23 protein-coding genes are annotated in these 25,126 nt (G+C 63.8%); 13 read left to right on the top strand and 10 right to left on the bottom strand.

The genetic code is table 11. The annotated features are described in order from the left end of the window. The first annotated feature begins 53 nt into the window (after nt 1-53). Genes C8D95_RS22905 through C8D95_RS04335 form a run of 4 tightly spaced genes read left to right on the top strand, consistent with a single transcriptional unit; the run spans nt 54 to nt 2,959 of the window. Complete coding sequence (locus C8D95_RS22905) at nt 54-1,022, top strand: lysophospholipid acyltransferase family protein (RefSeq protein WP_428842847.1); 969 nt, start codon at nt 54-56, stop codon at nt 1,020-1,022. Then, nucleotides 1,019-1,954, top strand: a complete 936-nt coding sequence (locus C8D95_RS04345; RefSeq protein WP_109757875.1) for a phosphatidate cytidylyltransferase — start codon at nt 1,019-1,021, stop codon at nt 1,952-1,954. The genes C8D95_RS22905 and C8D95_RS04345 overlap by 4 nt, the downstream gene beginning before the upstream one ends. Then, nucleotides 1,945-2,322, top strand: a complete 378-nt coding sequence (locus C8D95_RS04340) for a hypothetical protein (RefSeq protein WP_109757874.1) — start codon at nt 1,945-1,947, stop codon at nt 2,320-2,322. Before C8D95_RS04345 ends, C8D95_RS04340 begins: the two co-directional genes overlap by 10 nt. Beyond that, nucleotides 2,315-2,959: a CDP-alcohol phosphatidyltransferase family protein gene (locus C8D95_RS04335; RefSeq protein WP_109757873.1), complete on the top strand. Its 645-nt coding sequence runs from the start codon at nt 2,315-2,317 to the stop codon at nt 2,957-2,959. The genes C8D95_RS04340 and C8D95_RS04335 overlap by 8 nt, the downstream gene beginning before the upstream one ends. 308 nt (nt 2,960-3,267) lie before the next feature. Here the strand turns inward: C8D95_RS04335 and C8D95_RS04330 are convergent, their stop codons facing one another. The 5 genes from C8D95_RS04330 to C8D95_RS04310 form a co-directional block, all read right to left on the bottom strand. Beyond that, a complete protein-coding gene (locus C8D95_RS04330) occupies nt 3,268-4,170 on the bottom strand; it encodes a lysylphosphatidylglycerol synthase domain-containing protein (protein WP_109757872.1) in 903 nt (300 codons plus the stop codon). A 3-nt stretch (nt 4,171-4,173) separates the two neighbouring features. Further along, a complete protein-coding gene (locus C8D95_RS04325; RefSeq protein ID WP_126918502.1) occupies nt 4,174-5,010 on the bottom strand; it encodes a class I SAM-dependent methyltransferase in 837 nt (278 codons plus the stop codon). After that, nucleotides 5,000-6,202 carry a glycosyltransferase gene (locus C8D95_RS04320; protein ID WP_126918501.1) on the bottom strand — a complete coding sequence of 401 codons (1,203 nt, stop codon included), beginning with the start codon at nt 6,200-6,202 and terminating at the stop codon, nt 5,000-5,002. The genes C8D95_RS04325 and C8D95_RS04320 overlap by 11 nt, the downstream gene beginning before the upstream one ends. Further along, on the bottom strand, nt 6,199-7,188 hold the full coding sequence (locus tag C8D95_RS04315) for a glycosyltransferase family 2 protein (RefSeq protein WP_109757870.1): 990 nt from the start codon (nt 7,186-7,188) through the stop codon (nt 6,199-6,201). Before C8D95_RS04315 ends, C8D95_RS04320 begins: the two co-directional genes overlap by 4 nt. Nucleotides 7,189-7,286: 98 nt before the next feature. Further along, on the bottom strand, nt 7,287-9,200 hold the full coding sequence (locus C8D95_RS04310; RefSeq protein WP_109757869.1) for a hypothetical protein: 1,914 nt from the start codon (nt 9,198-9,200) through the stop codon (nt 7,287-7,289). Nucleotides 9,201-9,990: 790 nt separating this feature from the next. Here C8D95_RS04310 and C8D95_RS04305 point away from each other — a divergent pair. The 5 genes from C8D95_RS04305 to C8D95_RS04285 are packed head-to-tail and all read left to right on the top strand — an operon-like array spanning nt 9,991 to nt 13,889. Next, nucleotides 9,991-10,290, top strand: a complete 300-nt coding sequence (locus C8D95_RS04305; protein ID WP_109757868.1) for a VanZ family protein — start codon at nt 9,991-9,993, stop codon at nt 10,288-10,290. Further along, nucleotides 10,287-11,078 carry a glycosyltransferase family 2 protein gene (locus tag C8D95_RS04300; RefSeq protein ID WP_109757867.1) on the top strand — a complete coding sequence of 264 codons (792 nt, stop codon included), beginning with the start codon at nt 10,287-10,289 and terminating at the stop codon, nt 11,076-11,078. The genes C8D95_RS04305 and C8D95_RS04300 overlap by 4 nt, the downstream gene beginning before the upstream one ends. Before the next feature lie 4 nt (nt 11,079-11,082). Beyond that, the gene (gene gmd / locus C8D95_RS04295) at nt 11,083-12,204 is read left to right on the top strand and encodes a GDP-mannose 4,6-dehydratase (protein WP_109757866.1); all 1,122 of its coding nucleotides are present in this window, start codon (nt 11,083-11,085) and stop codon (nt 12,202-12,204) included. A 10-nt stretch (nt 12,205-12,214) separates the two neighbouring features. Continuing rightward, on the top strand, nt 12,215-13,156 hold the full coding sequence (fcl, locus tag C8D95_RS04290) for a GDP-L-fucose synthase (RefSeq protein WP_109757865.1): 942 nt from the start codon (nt 12,215-12,217) through the stop codon (nt 13,154-13,156). A 22-nt stretch (nt 13,157-13,178) separates the two neighbouring features. Then, nucleotides 13,179-13,889: a substrate-binding domain-containing protein gene (locus tag C8D95_RS04285; protein ID WP_164721577.1), complete on the top strand. Its 711-nt coding sequence runs from the start codon at nt 13,179-13,181 to the stop codon at nt 13,887-13,889. A 6-nt stretch (nt 13,890-13,895) separates the two neighbouring features. Here the strand turns inward: C8D95_RS04285 and C8D95_RS04280 are convergent, their stop codons facing one another. From C8D95_RS04280 to C8D95_RS04270, 3 genes are all read right to left on the bottom strand, one after another. Continuing rightward, nucleotides 13,896-17,012, bottom strand: a complete 3,117-nt coding sequence (locus tag C8D95_RS04280; protein WP_109757863.1) for an efflux RND transporter permease subunit — start codon at nt 17,010-17,012, stop codon at nt 13,896-13,898. 4 nt (nt 17,013-17,016) lie between these two features. Continuing rightward, nucleotides 17,017-18,180: an efflux RND transporter periplasmic adaptor subunit gene (locus C8D95_RS04275; RefSeq protein WP_109757862.1), complete on the bottom strand. Its 1,164-nt coding sequence runs from the start codon at nt 18,178-18,180 to the stop codon at nt 17,017-17,019. Between the two features lie 179 nt (nt 18,181-18,359). Continuing rightward, nucleotides 18,360-18,608, bottom strand: a complete 249-nt coding sequence (locus tag C8D95_RS04270; protein ID WP_109757861.1) for a ParB N-terminal domain-containing protein — start codon at nt 18,606-18,608, stop codon at nt 18,360-18,362. Between the two features lie 264 nt (nt 18,609-18,872). Here C8D95_RS04270 and C8D95_RS04265 point away from each other — a divergent pair, with 264 nt between their 5' ends. After that, nucleotides 18,873-19,103: a hypothetical protein gene (locus C8D95_RS04265; protein WP_109757860.1), complete on the top strand. Its 231-nt coding sequence runs from the start codon at nt 18,873-18,875 to the stop codon at nt 19,101-19,103. 4 nt (nt 19,104-19,107) lie between these two features. Next, the gene (locus C8D95_RS04260) at nt 19,108-20,154 is read left to right on the top strand and encodes a fatty acid desaturase (RefSeq protein ID WP_109757859.1); all 1,047 of its coding nucleotides are present in this window, start codon (nt 19,108-19,110) and stop codon (nt 20,152-20,154) included. 53 nt (nt 20,155-20,207) lie between these two features. Here the strand turns inward: C8D95_RS04260 and C8D95_RS04255 are convergent, their stop codons facing one another. Then, nucleotides 20,208-22,289, bottom strand: coding sequence for a TRAP transporter permease (locus C8D95_RS04255; RefSeq protein ID WP_109757858.1), 2,082 nt, complete (start codon nt 22,287-22,289; stop codon nt 20,208-20,210). Between the two features lie 105 nt (nt 22,290-22,394). Next, entirely contained in the window at nt 22,395-23,399 is a 1,005-nt protein-coding gene (locus tag C8D95_RS04250) for a TAXI family TRAP transporter solute-binding subunit (RefSeq protein ID WP_241239812.1), read from the bottom strand. A gap of 188 nt (nt 23,400-23,587) precedes the next feature. Between C8D95_RS04250 and C8D95_RS04245 the strand changes: the two genes are divergently transcribed. Both C8D95_RS04245 and C8D95_RS04240 read left to right on the top strand, forming a co-directional pair. Further along, complete coding sequence (locus C8D95_RS04245) at nt 23,588-24,442, top strand: dihydrodipicolinate synthase family protein (RefSeq protein WP_109757856.1); 855 nt, start codon at nt 23,588-23,590, stop codon at nt 24,440-24,442. A 1-nt stretch (nt 24,443) separates the two neighbouring features. After that, nucleotides 24,444-25,097: a GntR family transcriptional regulator gene (locus C8D95_RS04240; protein WP_109757855.1), complete on the top strand. Its 654-nt coding sequence runs from the start codon at nt 24,444-24,446 to the stop codon at nt 25,095-25,097. The last annotated feature ends 29 nt before the right edge of the window (nt 25,098-25,126 follow it).

The following is a 25,126-nucleotide window of genomic DNA, read 5'->3' as shown; positions in this document are numbered from 1 at the left end:
ACGCTATAGCGATTCACCCGAAGCGTCGACCCGCAGACGCTACTATCCAGACCGTGCCGAGAGTACGCCGCCTTTCCAGTGTGCAGACGTCCCCACGACCGGGGGCCATCCTCCGCCGCTCATATTCGCTGCGAATACGCCCTCTTGTCGCCTATACCGTTCAAAACACAACTTCAGGTTCAACTCATGGCCTTCCCGCTCTGTTTGGTTTGGATGTCACCCCTTTCGATCTGGTCGGATCGGGTTCGCGAGTGGATGCCCTGCAGCGCGTCTCACGCGAATTCTTCTTTTTTGCCGCAGATCAGGAAGACGTCGTATCATCGCGTTTGGAGAACACCGTCTCCTGCCCTTGTCCCGCACAGTGTCCGAGCATGACGACCGAACTATCGCTCCCTATGCGCATCGTCGCGCGGCTTGCGGCCCATGGGATCGAATTCTTCGCGCGGCTGATCACCGCTGTCCGCGCCGAGTGGATCGGGGTGGAGCCGATCCCAGGGCAAAGGGTCTACTACGCCAACCACGCAAGCAACGGCGATTTTGTCTTGATCTGGGCGGTGCTTCCGCGACGTTTGCGCAAGAGCGTGCGCCCTGTTGCCGGGGCGGACTACTGGATGGGCAGCGGTCTCAAGCGCTTCGTCGGCAGACATGTCTTCAACGCGGTACTGATCGACAGGACCGGCGGCGCGCCGAGGGAGGCTGCGGTCGAACAGATGGCCGAAGCGCTGGATCAGGGAGCGTCGCTGATCATCTTCCCCGAAGGCACGCGCAATCTGACCGAGGAAAAGCTTCTGCCGTTCAAGACCGGCCTTTATCATCTGGCCCATGCGCGCCCCGAAACGGCATTCGTTCCCGTCTGGATCGAAAACCTCAACCGCGTCATGCCGAAGGGCGAGATCGTACCGGTGCCCCTGCTCTGCAAGGTGACCTTCGGCTCACCTCAACATCTCGACGGTGACGACAAGGAGACCTTTCTCGGCCGGACGCGCAACGCCCTTCTCGAGCTATCGGCACCTCTCTCATGATCCCCGATCTCATCTATCTCCTGGCGTCGATCATCGGTCTGCTGATCGTAGCGAGCGTCATCGGCGCCATTCTGGAGCGCACCTACTCCCCCGACGGCGAGAACGCCGTCATCGAAAACCTGAACGCGCGTATCCGTGCCTGGTGGGCAATGGTCGTCCTGATCGGCATCGCCTTTCTAGCGGGTCGGGCGGGTGTGGTGATCCTGTTCGCCCTGTGCAGCTTTGCAGCGCTGCGAGAATTCGTGACGCTGACCAATGCGCATCGGGCCGATCACTGGACGCTTGCTGCCAGTTTCTTTGTCGTGATTCCGCTGCAGTACTGGCTGATCTGGGCGGGCGAATACGGGATCTATTCGATCTTCATCCCGGTCTACTGCTTCCTTCTGGGTCCGATCGTCTCGGCGCTGCGCGGAGAAACCCGGAACTTCCTTGTGCGGGTGGCGGAAGTGCAATGGGCCCTGATGATCTGCGTCTACTGCGCCAGTCACGTCCCGGCGCTCATTACCTTGAAGATCGAGGGTTACGAAGGGCGCGGTGTCCTGTTGATCGCCTTTCTGATCGTCGTCGTGCAGCTTTCGGACGTGTTGCAGTATGTCTGGGGAAAGCTTCTGGGTCGCCACAAGATTGCGCCCAAGCTGTCGCCCTCGAAAACCTGGGAGGGGTTTGTCGGCGGGGTGGCCTCTGCAACCCTGATAGGATCGGCCCTCTACTGGCTGACGCCCTTCACCCCGCTGCAGGCCGGGATCATGGCGTTCATCATCGCCCTGATGGGCTTTTTCGGCGGCCTCGTGATGTCCGCCATCAAGCGCGACCGCGGGGTGAAGGATTGGGGACACACCATCGAAGGCCATGGGGGGTTCATCGATCGACTCGACTCGGTCGTCTTCTCGGCGCCGATCTTCTTCCACCTGACGCGCTTCTGGTGGACGTGATCAGGCGTCTGGCATCACAGACATGGGTCCACGTGACCTTCGGCGCGGTGCTGATGGGGAGTTGGTCCTTCTATGCGAACCGTCACCACGAAGTGTCCGAGACGGTGCGAGCCGCCGTTCTGCAGGCCGCATTGTCGGGCTTTCTGACCGCCTGCCTCAAGATGATCGCGGACCGTCTTCTTCGGTTCCTGCCGCACTGGTCCCTGGCTGCGGGGACGTCGCTTCTGTTTTCCGCCACTCTTCTCCTTGCGGCGCATCGGGTGTCCGGAACGCCGGAACTCGCGGCGACCGTTTCAGTCCCGCTCCTTGTGTCTGGAAGCTACATTTTCGCCTATTGCTACATTCGACGGAGGCCTTCCCTTGGCTGACCTCAAGAACCGGCGTCCCCTCAAGAGTCGCGATACCGGTTGGGCGCAGGCGATCTCAGGTCGTCTTGCCGCCGCGAACATCACGCCGAACCAGATCTCGGCTGCAAGCGTCGTCTTTGCAGCCTTCGCCGGGGCGTGTTTTGCCGGTGTCGACCGAAGCGCACCGGGGCTCGACATCGCACTTCTTTTGGCGGGCGCGGGCTTCGTTCAGTTGCGTCTGCTCTGCAACCTCTTCGACGGCATGGTCGCGGTCGAGGCAGGGCGCGGGGACGCGACCGGTCCCTTCTGGAATGAAGTTCCGGATCGTCTGGCCGACGTGCTGATCCTGGTCGGTTTCGGATTTGGCGCGGGTGTCACATCCGCAGGCTGGGCTGCCGCCTGCCTCGCGGTCCTCATTTCGTACCTGCGCGCCTTCGGGGCTTCGCTCGGCCAGGCGATGGACTTTTCGGGCCCGATGGCCAAGCAACACCGCATGGCCGCCGTCACGATCGCCGCGATCCTTGCCGCGTCTCTGGCGCTGTTGCTCGATCCGACCGGTGTGCTGCAACTGGCGCTTTGGGTTGTGATCCTGGGTGAAATCCTGACGGCGTTCCGCCGAATGCGGCGAATATATCTGCGGATGAAGCACACGGGCTGAGCACTCCGCTCTGCGGTCAGAGAGAGACATGTCCTTTCCCAGGGGGCTCACGGACTCGGGCAGACCCGCCGCGAGCGAGGAGTAGGGGCCAAGCGCGGCCCCATCGCGACCTTGAACCGCCGCTTTTATGCGCCGCCTGCACAAGCAATGAACATCAAATTGCGAACTATCGACGGAAATCGGAATGTGCTCAATAAGACTCCGCGCGCACAGGCCGGGCAAATGACCGCACCAGCTTTCGATCCACGGCGCTTATGAAACCCCTTGCAAAACCGGAGCCGTCCACAAATGACAGTACCTGACAGCCGCTAAGTACTCCGGCGCACGACACAGCCGACCCCGAAAATGCCCACATCCCCAACTGTGGTGACGCTGCGATGCAGGAGGGCAACGGCCAACCCTGCCCCGTCGCCCACCACAAGCCCCAGACCGACGGCGAGAATCCCGTCTCTGATGCCGACCCCGCCCGGCGCGCCCGGCATGACGAATCCTGCGATCCAGGCCACTGCAAAGAGGATTGTGGCGAAGCCGACCGAGACCCCGGTGTCCGGCGCAACAACGGCCGAAACGAGAGACAGGGAGATGCCGAGCACAGTGAAGCCGGCCGCGTAGAGAAGGACCGGCACGGCGAACCTTGCCGGACGAGCGGCGGGCAAATGCTGGCGGCGCATTTCGCGAAACAAGACCCCTCCTGAAACGATCGCAGCGCAGGCGGCCAGACCGGGTACGATCCAGACGGCCTCACCGAAGTCGGGGATCGTGGTCGAAGAAAGAAGTGCGTCAGCATAGCCCGGCAGGCACGTGGCGAACCCAACCACCAGAAGCGCGCCGGTGCCGATCAGCAGCCCGATCTCGAAAAGCGTCGCCAGACCGATGACCGGCAACGGCACTCCATCCTGCCGGGCGAGAGCAAAACGGCCGACGAACTGTCCAACGTTTCCGGGCACGTACTTGCCGATTTGCGACACAAGGTGCTGGCTTTCCGCTCGGCCTGGTGCAAGGGAAACGGACCAGACGCTCAGGATCCACCGCCAGGCGAGGGCTCCGATCACTTGTGACAGGGCATAGGCTAGAAGCGCCAGAGCGATTTTGGAAAGCGCCGAGGTGGAGCGAAGGTCCACCTCGGGCAAATCGCCTATGCCGCCCCACATGACGTAGCCGATGAACGCAAGGGCGAGTGCCGTTCCAAGGTAGCGGAGTTTGTGCGCCAACGCTCAATCCTTGCGCGCAAGAGCGAGATAACCGTTTCCCAGATCTGTGCGCAGGAACGGTCTCTGAAGCTGGCACATGGCTTTCATGAGAAGAACCACCGGTTTCGAGGACAAAATGCTCCAGTATCTGGACTCTACGCTCCGATCGCTGCCGCTTTCAGAAGTGAGAGCTTCGGCCGATGCGGCGGTCCGGCGCTTTCGCTCGAGCACCTTGCCATAAGCCCGCGCACGCAGGACCTCCATGACATTGGCGAGCGGAAATCCGTAGCATTCGACGGTCTCTACCGTGAAGCCCGCGTCGGTGACGGCCCTGATAAGCCCGTCACGTTCATACCGGCGCACGTGGCCGGCCCATTCATCCGCGGCGTTCCAGCGATCCGGATGCGCCGGCGTCGACAGCAGAAGGCGCCCACCGGGGCGCAGATACGCTGCCCAGTCCCGCATGGCGCCGACGTCGTCTTCGAGATGCTCAATAACCTCGAAGGACAACAGAAGGTCAAAACTCTCCTTCCACTCCGGCCGAAGCTTCGGTTCAAGCGTGACCGGCCGCTCGGCAGATATAAGATTTCGGGCGAGCCCCAATGCATCAATGGATCGGTCGACGCCCACGGCGTCAAAACCGCGGACGGCCAGTTCGGAAAGAATACTCGCCGGGCCGCACCCGATGTCGATCACGCGGCAGGGCGCGACGTCGCGCAAATGGCGCCTGATCCGGTCACGGCGAAGCAGAAAGCGCGGCGCGGGGATCCAGTTCTGTTTCGGCATGGCGGGCCCGAAATCCGCGTGCCAGACAACTTCGCCTTCTCCTGAAGTCATGGTCTGCCTCAGATCATTGGGCATATGCGGACGTGCCTTCGCAGATATTTGAGATCAGGACGACGAGCTGACGACCGATGTCCTCGGGCCGGGCGGCGGCCACATAGTCTTCTGGAATCGCGGGAAAGTCGTTCCCTCTTGCCTCGTCAATGGCGTCCAGAAGCGCGACGTGATCTGAATGCGCTACCTGGACCAGACTGGGGTGCGAAACTGGGAATGCCTCAGAGATCGCCTCGGAGCGGCGGGTGATAACTGTCCGGCCGGCCATCAGGCATTGATAGACCTTGTTCGGCACGACTGATGCTGCCTTTTCGGAGGCGCCGAAGATTCCGAGGCAGACATCCGCTTTTTCGATGGCGCCGATCAGCTTGTTATAGGAGCGCCAGCGCTCCCATGTAACATGTGGTGCGGTGCCCGCCGCTAGGGCCGCCTCGACCAGGTAACTGTCTTGACCAGTGCCGATGATGTGCCAGCGATGCTCCCGCCCTCGCTCAGAAAGAGCGGCCTTCAGGATCGTTTCGATCCCGTGGAGCGGAATGAGCTGCCCGTAAAAAAGGATAAGGGTCGGACCGTCGTGGGGCTTGTGCGGCGGGATCCGCCCAAACACACCAGGTTCCGCGCCGACCGGAACGGCATCGGTTTGTATCGCTCCAAGACCGAAAAGATCAGCAATGCGTCGCGCATGAGTCGGAGTGTCGAGCAGCACGAGATCGGCGGCGCGGCAGGCACACCTTTCCAGCGCCCACAATCCGTATGCAATCGGATTGGACGCGCGGATCATCCTCCGATCGCAAACCGCAGTATCGTAAAGCGAAATGAACATATCCCAGATCACCGGCTTTCTTCGAAGCCAGGCGAGTGGTGTGAAGAACAGCACGTCGAACTGGCCGAGATAAGGAACGATGACGGCGTCGTGCGCAGGCGCTCTGAGATAGCGAATGGCGAGACCGGGGTACGCCAACAGCGCGCGCAAAAGGACCATCAGGATCGTCGCCGTCCCTGCCTGACTTTTGTCTTCGTGACCACACCAGATGTCTGCGTGGATCTCGACGACCTCGACCCCGACCCCCCGAAGGCTATCGCGCAGGATGCGGGTCCGCGGTTTTCCAAGATCGTAGGTGCCCCAGAAGACAACAGGTCGCGCCAGCACCGGTTTCCGGGAGGGGCCGATGTCCGCAGGGTCGGCAAGAACGGGAGTTGGCGGTTCGGTCGTCACGACGCATCAGCAAGTTTCGCCGCCCGGTGTCGGGTCAACTCGCTACGCGATTGAGGTGCGCGCAGAAGTTCGCGCGCGCGGATATCCTCGAGAAGGCTTCGGTTGGCTGCGATGAGGTCGGCGAGGACGCCCACGGCGAGAAAGACGGTGGCCATGGCCATAAGGGCGGCAGCGAGAATGAGCGACTGGATATGCCCTGCCCCATGGCCCATGAAATAGAAAGTGAGGAATCGGGCGATGGCCCAGAGCGCGGGGACCGCGAATATCGCCGCCACGGTGAAGAAGAACCTTAGAGGCGCGTAGATTACGAAGACGCGCAGGATCGTATTGGCTGACCGCAGGATGTATGCCCGCATGCTCCTGAACAGGCGCGACGGCCGCGTGACCGTGTTCACCCTGATCGGCACCGAGGTAATGGGGATGCGTTTGCGGCCCGCCTGGATTATGGTCTCGAGCGTATAGGTATAGGTGTTGATGACGCAGAGCCGGGCGGCTGCGTCCCGTGCGTAGGCGCGGTAGCCCGACGGCGCATCGGGGATATTGGTGTCGCTGGCCTGCCGTACGACCCAGCTTCCAAGGCGCTGCAGAGTCTTCTTGACGGGCGAGAAGCTTTCAATTTCGGATATTGGGCGGGCACCCACGACGATCTGCGCCTCACGATCGAGAATGGGCTGAATGAGCGCCGGAATGTCCCTTGCGTCGTACTGATTGTCGGCATCGGTGTTCACGATGATATCGGCGCCGAGCGCGAGGGCTTCTTCGATCCCAGCGGTGAAGGCCCGGGCGAGGCCCACGTTCGAAGCCATCCTAAGGATATGATCTGCACCTGCCTCGCGCGCTACCTCGACCGTGCGGTCGGTCGAGCCGTCGTCGATAACCAGCACCTCCACGGTGGCGACGCCCGGGATCACGCGAGGGATCGCCCTGATCGCCATAGCGAGGGTTTCTTCCTCGTTGAGAGCCGGGATCTGCACAATGAGATGCATAGGCGGGATCCTTACCTGCGTCGCCGCGTGTTTTGTCGCTCGTTCTAGGCAGAATTATGACGTAGAGCGAAGAATGTTTCGAGTCTGGAACAGTACCGTCAGCGGTGAAGGAGTGGATAGTCGGCTCCGATCACCGGATCAAAGGAAGCGGACCGGGTGATATCCACCATCGGGTCCTCGCCGTGAGGAACGCCGTCGATTTTAAAGGCGGAATAGCTTTTGGTAAAGATCCGGCCCATGCTTTCCGGCATGACCACCCGCAATTCGGCATCTATGGCCGCCAATACTAGGACCGGGTCTGGAAGGTAGTAGGCGCCACTCGGGATGGCTACATACTGATCGGGCGTTACCATTGCGCTCCTGTAAAGTCTGTCAAAGATCAGGACCGGGACGTCATAGCCCGCTGTCAGATCAGGCAAGGCGTCGGCAGCTGCGCGGCGCAACTGACCAATGTAAGTATCCGTCATCCCGTTGAAGACCCCAGTGCCTATCCCGATTCCGACCAGCAGAAGCACGCCCTTTCGCAATCCGGGCCAAGCGAAAACGCCGGTCAGGAAACTAGCTATGGCTACGGCGACAAAGACATAGGTCGAGAAGTTTTGATGCGCGCTGGCGAGACCACCTTCAGCGTGCTGCATCCAGAGAAAGGCGGTCATGCTTCCAAGAACCCCGCCGACCAGCAGAAGGCGTCGCCCCTGACGTGCTGAGATTGCCGGATCGGCTAGCAAGCGGCCTGTGACCCACGTGGCGAGAATGGAGAGCGCAGGCAGTAGCGGCAGAAAATATCGCATGTTTGCCCCCAGCCCTCCGTGCCAGGTCTGGACGAGGAAAGGGAAGGTCCAGACCCCGATCAACAAGAGGAGGATAAGGATGCTCTTTCGTCTATCATTCCAGGCTAGGCCGACAAGCGCCAGTAGAACGCCGATCCAGGGCAGGCTTTGGCCCAGCGCCTTTTTCGAAAGCCCCCAGAAAAGAAGTGTGCCTTCTATGCCGGGAACCACGCCGCCCCGGTTGTCGATGATCCAGGCAGCGTTGATGATGAGATCGAGTACCCCTTTGCCATAGGCCAGTAGAACACCCCGCAACTCGGGGATTAGAAGCGCACATAGCGCCATTACAGCGAGCAAAAGCCCACCCCGAACGTCAACCGGCACGCGCGCGCCGAGGAGCTTTGTAGCCACGAATCCCGCACCGAGGCCTAGAAAGACAACTGACTGGGAGCCGTAGCTTGAGATCGATACTCCTCCATCTTGAGATGGACCATAGCTCAGCGGATTCCATGTGCCGTAGCGTTGGCTGTTGATTGCCGCGAGAAGAACCACCGGACCCGCGAGCCCGACCATGCCGCCAAGAGTGATCCCCACGAATTCTTGCCAGCGCCGGACGAATAGAAGGTTTAGGAGGCCGATGACCGGTAGCAGTAAAATTGTGTCGATTCGGAAGAGCAGTCCCATCCCCAGAACCAGACCAGACAAGGCGCTAAGCGTAAAAACGCAGTTCCCGAAAAGGAGCGCCTTCAGAAAGAGTAAAAGACTCAGATTGACCGCGAATACGGATAGCATGTGCGGCCAGTAGGCGAAGGCGTATTCTGCAACGAAGGTTCCCAGCAGAAAGAGCAGGCTGGCCGCAAGGGCGATTTGCTGGTCGTCGAAGAGCAAACGAGCCAGGGCGCGTGTGACGAAGAGACTGCCCACCGTCGCAAATACGTTCAGAAACAGGAGTCCGCGCAACTCGAATGCGCTCAGCAGCCAGCCGCCCAGAATTGACATTCCAGGCGGATATTGCGTGGTCTGCCCGTTGGGCCCGTAGGGTAAGAACCCCGCCCAAGTCAGATCTTGTGAGAGGAACCTCTCAATGCCGTTGTCGAAGACGAACCCACCGGTCAGACGAAAGGTATCCGCGCCCTGAAGGTAGACTGCTTCGTCGATTGTAAAGATACCAAGTGAAACTTGAGTGCCGACGAGCACCAGAAGCGCGGATATTCCGACCAGGACAAGGATTCCCGGTTGCATTGCGATCAGCCTTTCTAAAATCTGGTACGCTACGCACTAGGTGTCGAACATGGCCAGAATACGGCCAAATCTGTTAGATTGTTTCGAAGTTCACCAGCGGCGCGGTGTTCCTACAACTGCCGTCCCCTATCCCGCGAAACCGTGCGGCGCGGAGAGCAGGGATGACCTTGTCGGCTCTGTCAGAGTATCCGCTTTGGTCAAGCCCTAGACGCGCCAGTAGCGGTTATCCCGGATGACAGATTAAACTCATTTGGTGGACTAACTGGTGCCTGATTGTTCTTCTGCTACGTGCTCTGCGAGGCCTTTCCCAGAAAATTCTTTGCGTCCACCCCACAGCGGATGGCGCGGGAACGGGCGTTTCCGGCTAATTGATCTGACAGTACCGTCTGGGACGAGTGGCGACATCTGGACCGCTTCAGTGACCGCGGACGACGAGCCTGAGCGGAGCGGTTCGTCGGTCGGCGCGTCAGGATGGCCTCGGGCAGCAGCGACGTTTTGCCAAGGTCGCTGGCGAGATTCATGGCGGTACGTTGGATGGGGCTGTTCTTCACCTTTTGCCCTCCAGTTCCCGCCCGCCCACCGAATCGAACTGCCGATAATGAGCAGCCAACCATAGTCATGCAGCCCCCAAGGTTGCGCACCTCCGTCATTTCCCCCATGCCTTCCTGAAGCAATCGAAGGCGAACTTCTTCTGACCTTTCTCTCCGCCATCCTCCGGCTCCTTCGCACGCCGCCCTCCTGGCTTCTCTGGCCGGCCCTCCTGCTGCCGCCGTTCGCCACGCTCTACCCGATGCTCGGTCCTGTCGTCTCGCCGCTGCCCTCCTACGGCAGCAACGCGCTGGCGCATGTGGCCGTCTATGCCGTCCTCGCCTTCCCTCACGGCCTCTGGCTCGGGCCGCGGCTCAAATGGGGCCTGCTCGGCCTCGTTCTCTTTGGCTTCGTCATCGAAGTGGTCCAGCCGGCCTTCGCGCGTGGCGCCGAATGGACGGATCTGCTGTCGAACCTGGTCGGCATGGTCGTGGGCACCAGCCTTGGCCTCCTGCTTCGCGCCGCGCTCCGGCGCCGGCGCAAGGAGCCCGTCGCACAATGACCGACAGGCCGGACAGCAGCGCGGGCGAAGGCCCCCGTCCGACCATCTCGATCCTCACGGCTGTCTACAACCGCGCCGGGACGATCGAGGACGCGATAGCCAGCCTGCGCGCCCAGACGCGTCCGGTCCACCAGCACGTCATACAGGACGGAGGCTCCACGGACGGTACCCTCGACCTCGTCCGACGCCTCGAGGGTCCCGAAACCGACCTTGTGTCCGAGCGCGACGGCGGCATCTACGACGCCATCAACCGGGGCATCCGCCGCGCGACGGGCGACGTGATCGGCCTTCTCCACTCCGACGATTTCTTCGCCTCGGACGACGTCTTGGAGGCGGTAGCGTCAGCTTTCCGACCCGACGTCGACGGCGTCTACGGAGACCTGGACTACGTCTCGGCCGAGGACCCGTCCCGCATCATCCGCCGCTGGCGCTCGGGCCCCTACACGCCTCGGAAGCTCAGACGGGGCTGGATGCCGCCGCATCCGACGCTCTTCCTTCGTCGCCAGGTCTTCGAGACCCATGGCCTCTATGACCCTGACCTCCGCATCGCTGCCGACTACGACGCGATGCTCCGCTGGATGATTGCGGGCCGGATCAGGCTCGCCTACGTTCCAACGGTCTTCACCCGGATGCGGGTCGGGGGCGCCAGCAACCGCTCTCTCGCGAACGTCTTGCGAAAGAGCCGCGAGGATTACATCGCCATCAGGCGAAACGGTGCGGGAGGGTTCGGGACGCTTGCCCTCAAGAACGTCTCGAAACTGCATCAATTTCTCCCCGGAAGAGACTGACATCATGACGAAACGCGCGCTCATCACAGGCATCACAGGGCAGGACGGCTCGTACCTCGCGGAACTCCTCCTCGAAAAGGGGTACGAGGTCCACGGGATCAAGCGCCGCGCCTCGATGTTCAACACGCAGCGCATCGACCACATCTACCAGGACCCGCACGAGACGAACCCCCAGCTTCGCCTGCACTACGGCGACCTGACGGACAGCTCGAACCTGACGCGCATCCTCCAGGACGTGGCCCCGGACGAGGTCTACAACCTCGGCGCCCAGTCCCATGTCGCCGTGAGCTTCGAAGCACCGGAATACACTGCGGACGTCGATGCCATGGGCACGCTGCGCTTGCTCGAGGCGATCCGCTTCCTCGGCCTCGAAAAGCGTACGCGCTTCTACCAGGCGTCGACGTCCGAACTGTTCGGCCTCGTGCAGGAGACGCCTCAGACCGAGACGACGCCCTTCCACCCGCGCTCGCCCTATGCCGTGGCGAAGCTCTATGCCTATTGGATCACGGTGAACTACCGCGAGGCCTACGGGATGTACGCCTGCAACGGCATCCTCTTCAATCACGAGAGCCCGCGCCGGGGCGAGACATTCGTCACCCGCAAGATCACACGTGGGCTTTCGAACATCGCCCAGGGGCTGGAAGGCTGCCTCTACATGGGCAACATCGACGCGCTGCGCGACTGGGGCCATGCAAGGGACTTCGTGCGGATGCAATGGATGATGCTGCAGCAGGACAAGCCATCCGACTACGTCATCGCGACCGGCAAGCAGCATTCTGTGCGCGACTTCATCACCTGGACGGCAGAGGAACTGGGCCTCGCGCTGGCCTTCGAAGGCACCGGGCTCACCGAGGTCGCCCGCGTCACGTCCGTCCGGGGGGACAAGGCCCCCGCCGTCGCGCCGGGTGACATCATCATGCGGATCGATCCCAAGTACTTCCGCCCAGCCGAGGTCGAGACGCTGCTCGGCGACCCCGGCAAGGCCCGCCTCGACCTCGGCTGGGAGCCCGAGATCACCGCCCGAGACATGTGCGCCGAGATGGTGGCGCAGGACCTCGCCGACGCGAGGCGCCACGCCTTCCTGAAGGCCAACGGCTATGAACTGCCCGTCGCGGTCGAGAACTGAAGGTCAGGACATGGCACGCATTTTTCTTGCAGGTCACAAGGGCATGGTGGGCAGCGCCATCCTCCGCCGTCTCGACGTGGAACAGGCAGAGGTCCTCACCCGAAGCCATTCCGACCTCGATCTGACCGACCAGGCGGCCGTGCGCGATTTCATGCAATCCGAACGTCCCGACGAGGTCATCCTCGCCGCCGCAAAGGTCGGGGGCATCCAGGCCAACGACTGCTATCCCGCCGACTTCCTCTACGTGAACCTGATGATCCAGGCCAACGTGATCCACGAGGCCTTTACTGCGGGCGTCCGGCGTCTCCTGTTCCTCGGCTCGTCCTGCATCTATCCGCGCCTCGCCGAGCAACCGATGGCCGAAGACGCGCTTCTGACCGGGCCTCTCGAGCCGACGAACGAGCCCTACGCCATCGCCAAGATCGCCGGCATCAAGCTCTGCGAAAGCTACAACCGGCAACACGGCACCGACTACCGCAGCGTCATGCCGACGAACCTCTACGGTCCCGGCGACAACTTCGACCCCGAGACCAGCCACGTTCTTCCCGCCCTCATACGCCGATTTGACGAAGCGGCACGCGACGGGCGAGACAAGGTCGTGATCTGGGGCAGCGGCACCCCCCGACGCGAATTCCTCCATGTCGACGACATGGCCGAGGCCGCGCTCTTCGTTCACGCGCTGCCGAAAGAGGTATACGACCGCGAGACCTCGCCCCGCCTCAGCCACATCAACGTGGGCTCCGGCGAGGACGTCTCGATCTTAGAACTGGCAGAGAAGGTCGCCGCGGTGACGGGGTTCAGGGGACGCATCGAAGTCGATCCGTCGAAACCCGACGGCACACCGAGAAAGCTCCTCGACGTTTCGCGTCTCGCACGACTGGGCTGGCGTTCCAGCATCCCGCTCGACGATGGCCTGCGGTCGACCTATGGCTGGTACAGCGAGCACCGTTGACCCTCTCCCTCAAGGATCGAAGATGAGTCCGACCGCGTCGTCCCCCCGCCCTCTGCGCATCATCACCTCCGGCGCGCAGGCGGCCCCGATCGAGACGCTTTTGCCCGGTTACGATGGCGAGGTGGAGGTCTCCTACGGCTCGTCCCTGGGCGAGGCGCACGACTCGATCCCGACCCGGCTCGCAAAGGGCGAGCGCTTCGATCTCTACTTTCTGGCCGAAGCGGCGCACGCCCGGTATTCGCGGGACGGTCTCGTCTCTCAAGACTTCGTCCCGCTCGTCGCGTCGCGCATCGGGGCGGCCGTCCGCGAGGGCGCGCCCGTTCCCGACATCTCGACCTCCGCCCGGCTCAAGGACGCGCTCCTGGCCGCCGGATCGGTTGCGCACGCCGCCAGCGCCAGCGGCATCTATCTCTCGACGGAAGTCTTTCCCGCCCTCGGCATCGCCGACGAGATGAAGGACAAGGCGCGCACGATCTTTTCCGAGCGTGTCGGCCGCGTCGTGGCACGAGGCGACGCGGACCTCGGCTTCCAGCAGATGAGCGAGTTGCTTCCGATTCCGGGCATCACCATCGTCGGCCCCCTGCCCCCGGACTTCGCGCGCGTCTTCGTCTTCGGCGCAGCCTACGGCCTCGACGAGGGGATGCGGCCAGCGGCCGAGGCGTTCCTCGAGTTCCTGCGACGCGAGGACGCCGCGCCGACCTTCACCGCCTGCGGTCTCGATCCCATTAGCTAGGGAAGCTCACTCCGCCGGCGTGCCGCCGGTCGCCGCCCCCAACTCCCTCACGAGGATCGCCTCCTCCTCGGCCTTCGGTCGCGACAACCGCGCGAAGACGAGGTAGGCGACGGGGGTCAGGAACAGCGTGAACAGCGTCGCAAGTCCAAGCCCGCCCACGATGATCCACCCCAGCGCCTCGCGTGCCTCTGCGCCTGCGCCGGACGAAAAGATCAGCGGCACTCCACCCAGCACCGTCGAAGCCATCGTCATCATCACGGGACGGAGCCTGACGGTGGAAGCCTCGAAGATCGCGTCCCTGACGGACTGGCCCTGATCGCGAAGCTGGTTGGCGAACTCGACGATCAGGATGCCGTTCTTCGCCATGATGCCGATCAGCAGCACAAGCCCGATCTGGCTGTAGACGTTGAGGCTGCCGCCGGTGATGAGAAGTGCGAATACCGCGCAGGCGAGACCGAGGGGCACGGTGGCCATGATGATGATCGCCGAGACGAAGCTCTCGAATTGCGCCGAGAGGACCAGGAACACGACGAGGAAGGCGAAGCCGAAGGTGACGAACAGACCCGAAGACGTCTCGGATAGGGTGGCTGCCTCGGCGAGAGGAACGATCCGCTGCTGTTCCGGCAGCACCTCGTCGGCGATCTCCTGCACGGCGGAATAGGCGTCGCCGAGCGATAGCTCGGGTGTGAGCGTGGCCGAGATTTCGACGGCGCGCATCTGCGCTTCGCGGCTCAACTCCGGTGCGACGGCGCGTTCCTGCAGCGTGACGAAGCTCGAGATCGGCACCATCTGGCCGTTCCCAGCCTGGACGAAGATGCGCTCGAGGTCGCCGGGATCGTTCACCGGGTCGGACGTGGACACCATCTTGATGCTGAAGCTGCGGTCGTCGATGAAGACGGTGCCCACCGTCCGGCCGTCGAGCACCGCCTGAAGGGCCTCGCCCAGACCGTCGATGTTCACGCCGATGTCCGAGGCGCGGTCGCGGTCGACCTCGATGAACAGTTGCGGCTGCGTGGTCTCATAGCCCAGCGACACGCGGCCAAAGGCCGGATTTTCCTCCATCCGGTCGATGATGGCCTGAGCGGAATCGGCGAGACTCTGGTAGTTGTTGCCGGTCAGCGCCACCGTCAGCCCCCGTCCCGCACCCCGGATGCCAAGCGAGTTGGGCTGGATCGCGAAGGCCCGGACACCGATGACCTCCCCCACCATTCCGTTGATCTGACCCACGATCTCCTGCTGGCTGCGGCTGCGCTCTTCCCACGGCGCCAGCGACATCACCATGAAGCCGCTGTTGTCCGATCCAGTCCCGGCGATGGAGAAGACGTTGGTGACCTCGCCGGACGCGCGCAGGGGTTCGACCAGATCCTCGATCTCGCGCATCTTGCCGGCCGTGTAATCAAGCGACACGCCCTGCGGCGCCGAGACGCGAAGGAGTGCGAGCGAACGGTCCTCCGGCGGTGTGAGTTCCTGACGGATGCCGCCCATCGACAGCGCGGCCACGATGGCGAACCCGATTGAAAACACGATGACCAGAAGTGGCATCGCGAGGCAGAAGCGCAGCGCCAGCGCGTAAAGCGACGCGAGCCTCCGGCCGAGCCAGATCATCGGTCCCCGTGCCTCCGCCTTGCCCGAATGGCCCTTCAGCAGCCGGCTTGCCAGAACCGGGCACAGGGTCAGTGCCACGACCGACGACAGGAGCACCGACATCGCGAGGGTGAAGCCGAACTCGCGGAAAAGTCCCCCGGTCTGGCCGGGCAGGAACGACAGCGGGATGAACACCGCCGCCAGCGTCGCCGTTGTGGTGACGACCGCGAAGAACACCTGTTGTGTCCCGAGGACCGCCGCAGCCCGCGCGCCCATGCCCTCGGATCGTCGCCGCACGATGTTCTCGAGCACCACGATGGCATCGTCGACGACCATGCCCGTCGCCAGCACAAGCGCCAGCAGGGTCAGGATGTTGACCGAGAACCCGACCATGTAGATCGCGGCGAGTGTGCCCACCAGCGCCACCGGCAGCGTGACGGCAGGGATGAGCGTCGCGCGGACGTCCCGGAGAAAGACGAAAATGATCGCGATGACGATGGCGACGGCGATGCCGAGCGTGTTCAGCGCCTCGCGGATCGAGCCGTTGATGAAAACCGCGTCGTCGCTGGTTACGAAGACGCTGATGTCGTCGGGCAGGATCGCCTGCAACTCGTCCACGACCGCCCGCACCGATTGCGAGATTTCCAGCGTGTTGCTCTGGGCCTGCCGGATGATCCCCATTCCAAGGCCCGTCTGTCCGTTGGCGCGCAGCACGCTTTCGCCCGGCGCGGGGCCAAGCGTGACGGTCGCCACATCGCCCACGGTGACGCCGTCCCGGATCGCCAGTGCCTCGAACTCGGCGGGGCTCGACACGGTCGCGGTCGTCCGGACGACGATGCTCTGGCTGCTCGAGTTGAGGGCGCCCGCGGGCGCGTCGAAGGCCACGTTTCTCAGCGTCGTGCTGACATCGGCGAGGGACAATCCGCGACTCGCAAGCTGCATCTGGTCGACGTCGACGCGGAAAACTGATTCGCGGTCGCCGTACACCTGCAGGTCCGCGACACCCGGGACCGAGATCAGCCGATCCTCGATGACCTCCTCGGCGAACTGGGACAGCTCCTGCGCGGTGCGCCGGTTCGAGGTGACCGCGATCCGCATCACCGCTTCGGCGTTGGCGTCCGCCTTCACGATCCGCGGGTCCTCCGCTCCGTCGGGAAGCGCGTTCTGGATGCGTCCGATGGCGTCCCGCATATCGGTCGCGGCGACGTCGAGGTCGGCGTCGTCGCCGAACTCGACGGTCACCCGGCTGCGGCCGAACCGCGAACTCGACGAGATCGACTTGACCCCGGCCACCCGTCCCGCGGCGCCCTCGATCTGGGCCGTGATCTCGCGGTCCACGGTCTCGGGCGAGGCGCCGGAGAATTCTGTCGTGACCGTAATCACCGGACGGTCCACGTCCGGCAACTCGCGGACTTCTGCGCCGAAAAGCCCCGCAAGCCCGGCAAGGACGATCAGCGACGACAGCACGAAAGCCAGGATCGGCCGCCTGACGAAAAGCGCGGTGCTTGAGGAGAGAGCGGACTGCGCGCTGACGGCCATCGCCCTATCCCCGGGTCACGGCGCCCGGCGCCGGCCCCTTCAGCGCGGCGTCGTCCCCCAAAACCGTCACCTCCGTGCCAGGCCGTAGGTTCTGCATGCCCTCGGTTACCACCTGCTCGCCGACCTCGAGCCCGCCTCCGACGAGAACGGTGTCGCTGTTTCTCTGCTGGATCATGATCTTCTGCCGCTCTGCCTTGCCTTCGCGGATCACCCAGACGAAGGGGCCGTCGCTGCCCCACTGGATCGCAAGGGGATCGATGGTCGGAAACGGATCGCCCGTGAACGACAGGGTGATGCGGAACGCCATCCCGGCCCGGAGCATGTCGTCGGCGTTCGCGAGCGAGGCCTGGAGACGCAGCGTCCGGCTATCGGAATCGACGCGGTTGTCGATCGCCGTGATGCGCCCTTCCAGCTCCAGCTGGGGCCGGGCGAGAGGTGTGGCGCGGATCCCGTCGCCCGGTTCGATCTGGGCGACGAAGCGCTCCGGCACCCTGAACTCGACGACGATCTCCGAGCGGTCGTCGATCTGCGCGATCTCGGTCGTGGGCGTCACCTGGTCGCCGACCGTGTGGGCGATGATGCCAAGCCAGCCGGCGATCGGGGCCACGATCTTGCGCCGCTCGATCTCGAGTTGCGCCTCTCTCAGGTCCAGCTCTGCCGTTTGCACCGCAAGCGTGGCGCTGCTGCGCTGGATCCGCGACACCGTGCCTCCCAGCGCATTGACCCTTTCCAGCGCCTCGCGCGCGTCCTCGACCACGAAGCGGGCGCGCTCCAGCTCGATCTGCTGGCTGGCGTCGTCCATCGTCACAAGGATGTCGCCCTCGTTCACGTAATCGCCGGACTGCACGTTGACAGCGGACAGGTTGCCCGCGACTTCCGGCAGGATCGCCACGCTGCGCAGCGCTCTGCCGTCCCCGATGGTGGTGATCTCGTCATAAAGGCTGGCTTCTTCGACGGCCTTCGCGATGACAATCACCGGCCCGCCGCCGCCCCTGCCCTGACCGCCGCCGCCCTGGGTCGCGACGGCCGCCTCCGCTTCGATCCCTAGGCGTTCAAGCAGACCAAGCCGGTCCAGCATCGGGTGCGACGCCGGAACGTAGGCCGCAAGGCCCCACACGGCGACAGCGACAAGGACTACGGTGACAAGAACCTGTTTCAGCAAGGACATGTGCGGTTCAGGCGGCCCCCAAAGTTGCCAAGGCACGCAAGGAGTTGCGGCCCGTCCCTCCTACAGCATCCATGGGGCGCTGTCTCGTCAGGCATTCGTGAAGTGATCCGTTGCCGGCGCGGTGACGTAAGCGTTTATGCCGGGCGAATGCGATGCGGTGCGAGTTCGTCTTATCGGCGTCAGTGAAGACGCGAGCCCACCAGGTATCCGTCGATGGATTGCTCGCCCAGCGCACGCATCGCCTCGAGCCGGTGCAGCCCTTCCATCAGGATGAATCGCTGCCCGTCGGTCCGCAATCGGATCGGCGTCGTCTGGCCGTTCGTGAGAATGTCTTCCGCGAGCGCCGTGACCTTGTCGGGCTCAAGCGTCTTGAGCCGTTTCGCCGGGACGTAGATCATCTCGATCGGGAAGCCGCGTCTTTCCAGCATGCCGTCCTGTCCTGTCTGCCTGAATCACTCCGTCGAAACATCGACTCTGAACGCAGGAAATTGTCCGCGACGGTTATCGCGTTTTCTCCTATATCACGGTTTTGACCGGGCACCCATGATACAAATTCACCGCCTCATGTCCGGGTGGGGGTGAATTCTCTCCTTTGACGGCATATCTTCTTCAGGTCGGAGCGGTTATGGTTCATGTCGAGAACGGTCCGCTTCCCGCGGACACCCTTCCTAACTGGCGAACGGGAGAATTCGATGCCGACCGAAACGGCGAAGAGCGGTCCGCGCGCGCCATCCAAGCTCGATGCGCGCGCCACCGAAACCAATCGCGTCGCGCGGTCGATCATCGAGGCTGAGCGCGAAGATCGCGACAAGCAAACGCAGCGGCTTCGAAAGTCCAGGCTGGAACGCGAGGCCTCCGAGACCCCCAGGGCAAAGGCCGCCGCGAAGAAACCCGCCACCCGCGTCAGAAATCGGATACCATAGCAGCATGACAATTCAGAGTGCGGTGCAGGATGGCGATGCCGTCATGCCTGAAACGGACGCGCGGACATGGGTCCGCATCCTGTCCAAGTATCGCGAGCCGTCGCACCGGCGCAGCGCCTTCGAGATCGCGGTGACGGCCGTTCCCCTGATGGCCCTCTGGGTCCTCGCCTGGGCCAGCCTCTCGGTCAGCGTCTGGCTCGCGATCGGGATCTCCATCGTCAACGCGGGCTTCCTCGTCCGCCTTTTCGCCATCCAGCACGATTGCGGGCACGGATCGCTCTTCCGCAACCGCAGGCTCGGCGACTGGGTCGGGCGCGTCCTCGGCGTCGTGACGCTGACGCCCTATGACGTGTGGAAGACCACCCACGCGCTGCATCATGCCTCGTCGGGCAATCTCGACCGGCGCGGCATCGGCGACGTGATGACGCTGACGGTCGACGAGTATCGAAGTCGGTCCTGGACCGGGCGGTTGAGCTATCGTCTTTACCGAAACCCGCTGATCATGTTCCTCGTCGGTCCGGCCTGGCTGTTCTACTGCCAGCATCGCGTTCCTCTGGGCGTCGGCGGCCGCCGGGTCTGGATCAGCGCCATGGGGACGAACATCGCCATCGTCTGCCTCCTGGCGCTTGTGGTCTGGACCGTCGGTGTCGCGCCCGTCGTCTTCCTGTGGCTTCCCACGACGTTCTTCGCCGCCGCCATCGGCGTCTGGATGTTCTACGTCCAGCACCAGTTCGAGGATACCGTCTGGCAGGAAGAGCAGGATTGGCAGCTTCATCACGCCGCGGCGCATGGAAGTTCGCACTACATCCTTCCGCAGCCTCTGCAGTGGATGACCGCCAACATCGGCGTCCATCACGTCCATCACCTGCAAAGCCGGGTGCCGTTCTATCGGCTGACGGAGGTGCTGCGCGATCACCCGGATCTCGACCAGGTCCAGCGGCTTTCGGTGCGGCAGAGCCTGTCGTCGATCAAGCTCAAGCTCTGGGACGAGAGGCACCAGAAACTGGTGTCGTTCCGCGACGCTCGCCAGTCTGACGTCCGCGTCGCCTGAGATCTCACGTAACTGCCAGCGCCGTTCTCTGCGGCGCCAGCCGCTTCTCCCGCTCAACCCGCTGCGGCACCTCTGGTCCAGCGGGGAACAAGCTGACGCAGCGCCACCGGTGCGACGAGCAATAGCCCGACGGCCGTCGCGGGCAAGCTCGGCGCCACCAGCAGAAGCGCGGCGATCACCAGAAGCAGGCGCTCTACCCAGTGGATCGGCGCGAAGAGCCACCCCGACACGGCAGAGGCGAGGACCCATATCCCCAGCGCCGCACCGGTGAAGGCGAGAAGGAACGCAGGCCAGGTGAACCCGTCCGTCACGATCAGAAGCGCGGGCTGGAACGCGAAGACGAAGGGCACAAGCGCCTTGCCCATGCTCAGACGGAAGGCCGTGTTCCCCGCCTTGAAGGCATTCGCCCCGGCGATCCCCGCCCCGGCGTAGGCCGCCATCGCCACGGGTGGTGTCACGTCCGCGAGCACTCCGTAATAGAAGACGAAGTAGTGGGCCACGAGGGGCTGAACCCCGAGAAGCCCCAGGATCGGCGCGGCGACTGCCACCATGATGATGTAGTTGGCGGTCGTCGGTATGCCGCAGCCCATCAGGATGCACACGATCGCCGTAAGGATCAGAGTGAAGAGCAGCGTCAGCGACGGCACCGTCATCAGCTCGAACGGCAGGAACGTCAGCGCATCGTGCAGCGACACCGCCCAGCCGCTCGCGATGCCCGTCACCATGTAGGCGATCTTGAAACCGACCCCGGTCAGCGTCACGACACCGATCACGACGCCGACGAGCGCTGCGGCCGCGGTCACCGACAGCGACTGCTTCGCGCCGAGAATGAACCCTTCCCAGACCCCGTGGGCCGTGCCCTTGATCCCCCCGACGATGCCAGACGCCATGACCTGCTGTATGGCGAGGACGACAATGCAGGCCGTGATCGAATAGAACGCGGCCGCGAAGGGCGTGCGGCCCGACAGAAGGACTGCGATGAGGATGAGAAGCGGCAAGACCGACAGCCAGCCGGCCTTCAGCACGCGCCAGGCGTTCGGGATCTCTTCGGGCGACAGGCCCCGCAGACCCAGCCGCCTCGCCTCGAGGTGGACCTGAACGAGAACGCCGAAGAAGTGCATGAACGCGGGCACGAGCGCTGCCGTCAGGATCGTGGTCAGCGGGAGTCCCAGGTATTCGATCATGAGGAACGCCACCGCCCCCATGACGGGCGGCGTGATCTGGCCACCCGTCGAAGCTGCGGCCTCGACCGCGGCGGCGAAATGGCGGGGATACCCGATGCGGATCATGGCCGGGATGGTCAGCGCGCCCGTCGTCACCGTGTTGGCGATGGACGAGCCCGAGATCGAGCCGAGGAGTGCGGACGACAGGACCGAGACCTTCGCCGGACCGCCTGCATAACGCCCCGCCAGAGCCGAAGCCACGTCGATGAACAACTGCCCCAGCCCGATCCGCGTCGCCATCACCCCGAACAGGACGAAGTGGAAGACGTAGGTCGCGATGACGCCCAGCGCCGTGCCGTAGATGCCTTGAGACGTGAGGTAGAGGTGGTTGACGATGTTCGACCAGCTTGCGCCGGGATGGACGAAGATGCCGGGCATCGACTTGCCGAAGTAGGCATAGGCGATGAACAGAATGGCGATGACCGGCAGCGGCCAGCCCATCGACCTCCGCACGGCCTCGAGCAGAACGACAATCAGGATCGTGCCCATGGCGACGTCTATGGGCAGCGGGTTCCCGACGCGGAACGCCAGATCGCTATAGATCCAGGGCACGTAGAGGGCGCTGACGAGGCCTGCGATGGCCATCGCCCAGTCAAGGAGCGGCATCCCGAACGGCGAGGTGACGCTGTGCGGGCGTTCCTTCCTGCCAAACGCCGAGAAGCTGAGGAAGACGACCATCAGGGTCACACCAAGATGCAGGCCGCGGTGGACGGTCGCCTGCGGGATGCCGAAGCCCGCCGTGTAGTAGTGATAGCACGACAGAAGGAACAGGACGGCGCCGAGGACCAGCGCCAGCGGCCAGACGAGAACGCGGAACCGCAACTCGGGATCGTATTCTTCCTCGATCGCCTGAAGCTCGTCGGCTGTCAGCTCGCGGACGTCCTCGTCCACTGCGTTCCTGTTCTCCACCATCGGCTGCGCTCCTGTCGGCCTTTGCAAAGGAAAGGGGCCGCGACGCTGGTTCGCGGCCCCTCCGGTCGGCTCGGGGTCCGGGACGCCGTCCCGAACCGCATCGGCTTACTGGAGCAGGCCGGCTTCCTTGTAGAACTTTTCGGCACCCGCATGGAGCGGCACACCGATGCCGTCGAGCGCGGTCTCCTTGGTGATGATCTTGCCCTTGGCATGGCCCGCGTCGAGCTGCTTGCGGGTGTTGTCGTTCCACAGGGCCTTCGTGATCTCGTAGATCAGGTCTTCAGGCTGATCCGCGCTGGTGATCCACTGAGCGCCCACCGAAAGCGTGTTCACGTCGTCGGGATTGCCCTCGTAGGTGCCGCCCGGCACGGTGTCGGTCGCGAAGAACTGGAACTGCTCGCAGATCGACGGCGCATCCTCGCAGCTGATCGGGATCACCTTGACGTCGTGCTGGCTCGCCAGCTCCGAGATCGCGCCCGCGGGATAGCCGCCCACGAAGAAGAACGCGTCCATCGCGCCATCCCGCATCCGATCCGCAGCCTGGTCGGGCTTCAGATATTCGGGCTGGATGTCTGCTTCGGACAGGCCATAGCCTTCGAGGATGATCTTGGCGTCGACAAGTGTGCCCGATCCCGGCTCGTCGAGCGACACGCGCTTGCCTGCAAGATCGGCAACGCCGGCGATGCCCGAGTCGGCGCTGGCGATCAGGTGGATGCTTTCGGGATAGAGGTTCGCGATGGTCCGCAGGTTCTCGACGGCCGGCTTTCCTTCCCAGATGCCGGTGCCGGTATAGGCCCAGGTCGCCACGTCGGACTGCGAGAAGCCGGACTCGAGCGTGCCGCCCGCGATTGCGTTGATGTTGGCGACCGAGCCGTTCGCCGACAGCGCCGAGGCCACGAGGCCCGGAACGCCGCAGGACCCGCCCTCTTCGCAGGGACGCGAGCCAGGCGGGTTCGAGATGGCATTGGCGAGAAGGCCCCCGATCGGATAATAGGTGCCGGCCGTGCCGCCCGTTCCGATGCGGAAGAAGGCCATGTCCTGCGCGCCTGCCGTCGAGGCGGCGAGCCCCGCCGCGAGTGCGACACTTGCGAGTATGTTAAGGTGTTTCATGTCGGTTCTTAACCTCCGCTGCATTTGACTGAGACCAGTTACGACCATCCGGAACGGGATCTCAAGGTCTGAACCCCCTTGAACACGGGCCCCCGACGCTGGGGCAATCGTATGCACATCTGACATGTCAGTTGCGCATATCTGAAGGTTCTCCTAGGATCAGGGCGATTCAGGGGGACGACTCGCTCATGTTCGGCATTTCCACAGCACTCCTCACACCGTTCGAGGAGAACGGCGCCATCGACCTCGCGCGTCTCGGGGCACACGCCCGCACGCTGATGACCGAGGGCGCCGACGGCGTGACCCTTTACGGCACGACAGGCGAAGGCGCCTCGATCGCGATGGACGAGCGCGAGGCGGGCATCGACGCTCTCTTGTCGGCGGGCATCCCGGCCTCGAAGATCGTTCTGGGTGTCTGTGCGAACTCACTGGGCGATGCCGCTCGGCAGGTTGCGCAGGGACGCGACAGGGGCGTGTCGGACTTCCTCCTGCTCCCGCCCTTCTACTTCAAAGGCAACAGCGACGACGGCCTCTTCGCCTGGCATTCGGAGCTATTCGCACGCACCGACGCCGAAGCGCGGTACATTCTTTACCACATTCCGCAGGTCTCGGGCGTCGGGCTCTCGGCCGGCCTCGTCGGCCGGCTCGTCGGCTCGGCGGGGAAGCGCATCCGCGCGATCAAGGACAGCTCCGGCAACTGGGACACGGCGCGGTCCTTCCTCGACCTGGGCAGCCTGACCGTTCTCGTCGGCGACGAGCGGCTTCTGCACCGCGCCATGGCACTTGGCGCCGGGGGAGCGATCACCGGCATGGCGAACCTCTACCCTGCCCGCATGAAGCGCATCGTCGAGACCGCAACAGAAGATACCGCCCTGTCCGAAGAGGTCACGCGCGTCGTCTCGGTCCCCGTGGTCGCCGCGCTCAAGACCCTCATCAGCGCGCGGACCGGCGACAAGGGCTGGAACCGCCTGCGCCCGCCGCTGGCCCCTCTTGACGCCGCCGCCCGCGCCACGCTCCTCCCGGCAGACGTCAGCGCCGCCTGACATGGCCGAGGCGAACACCCGTCTGCGCGACCACGCCTATTCCAGCTTCACCGAGAAGCTGCTGGCGCGCGACATCGAGCCGGGCCAGTTCGTCTCGCAGCGCGAATTGGTAGAGCTGACAGGAATGCCGCTCGGTGCGATCCGCGAGATGATCCCCCGGCTCGAGGCCGATGGGTTGATCCGCACCTCGCCCAAGCGCGGGCTTCAGGTGCTGGCCATCGACCTCGACCTCATCCGCAGCGCCTTCCAGCTTCGCCGCATCATCGAGGGCGAAGCCTTCGCGCGCTTCAGTGAGACTGCGGCCGACCAGGATCTGGCCCGCATCGCCGAGGACCACGCCTCGATCCGCCGAGAGGCGACCGAGGGGGTGACACCGGATCTCCTTTCTCGCGCGCAGCGCATGGACTGGGCGTTCCACGACCACGTGGTCGATCACATGCAGAACCGCATCATCTCGGACATCCACCGCGTCAACGCCATCAAGATCAGGCTGATCCGCAACGCCGACACGCGAATGCTGCCCGAACTCGTCGTTTCGGTCATGGACGAACACCTGACCGTCATTCAGGCGCTCGAGGCCCGCGATCCGGCACGCACGGTCGAAGCCATCCACGCCCACATCGACAGCGCCAAGCGAAGAGCGCTTGGAGTGTGAACCAGAACCCGGCAAAGTCCGGATCATAT

This window comes from Silicimonas algicola (assembly GCF_003148765.1).
Taxonomy (GTDB): Bacteria; Pseudomonadota; Alphaproteobacteria; order Rhodobacterales; family Rhodobacteraceae; genus Silicimonas; species Silicimonas algicola.
Note: the sequence above shows the minus strand (reverse complement) of the source record. Positions and strands in the feature narration are given on the sequence as shown.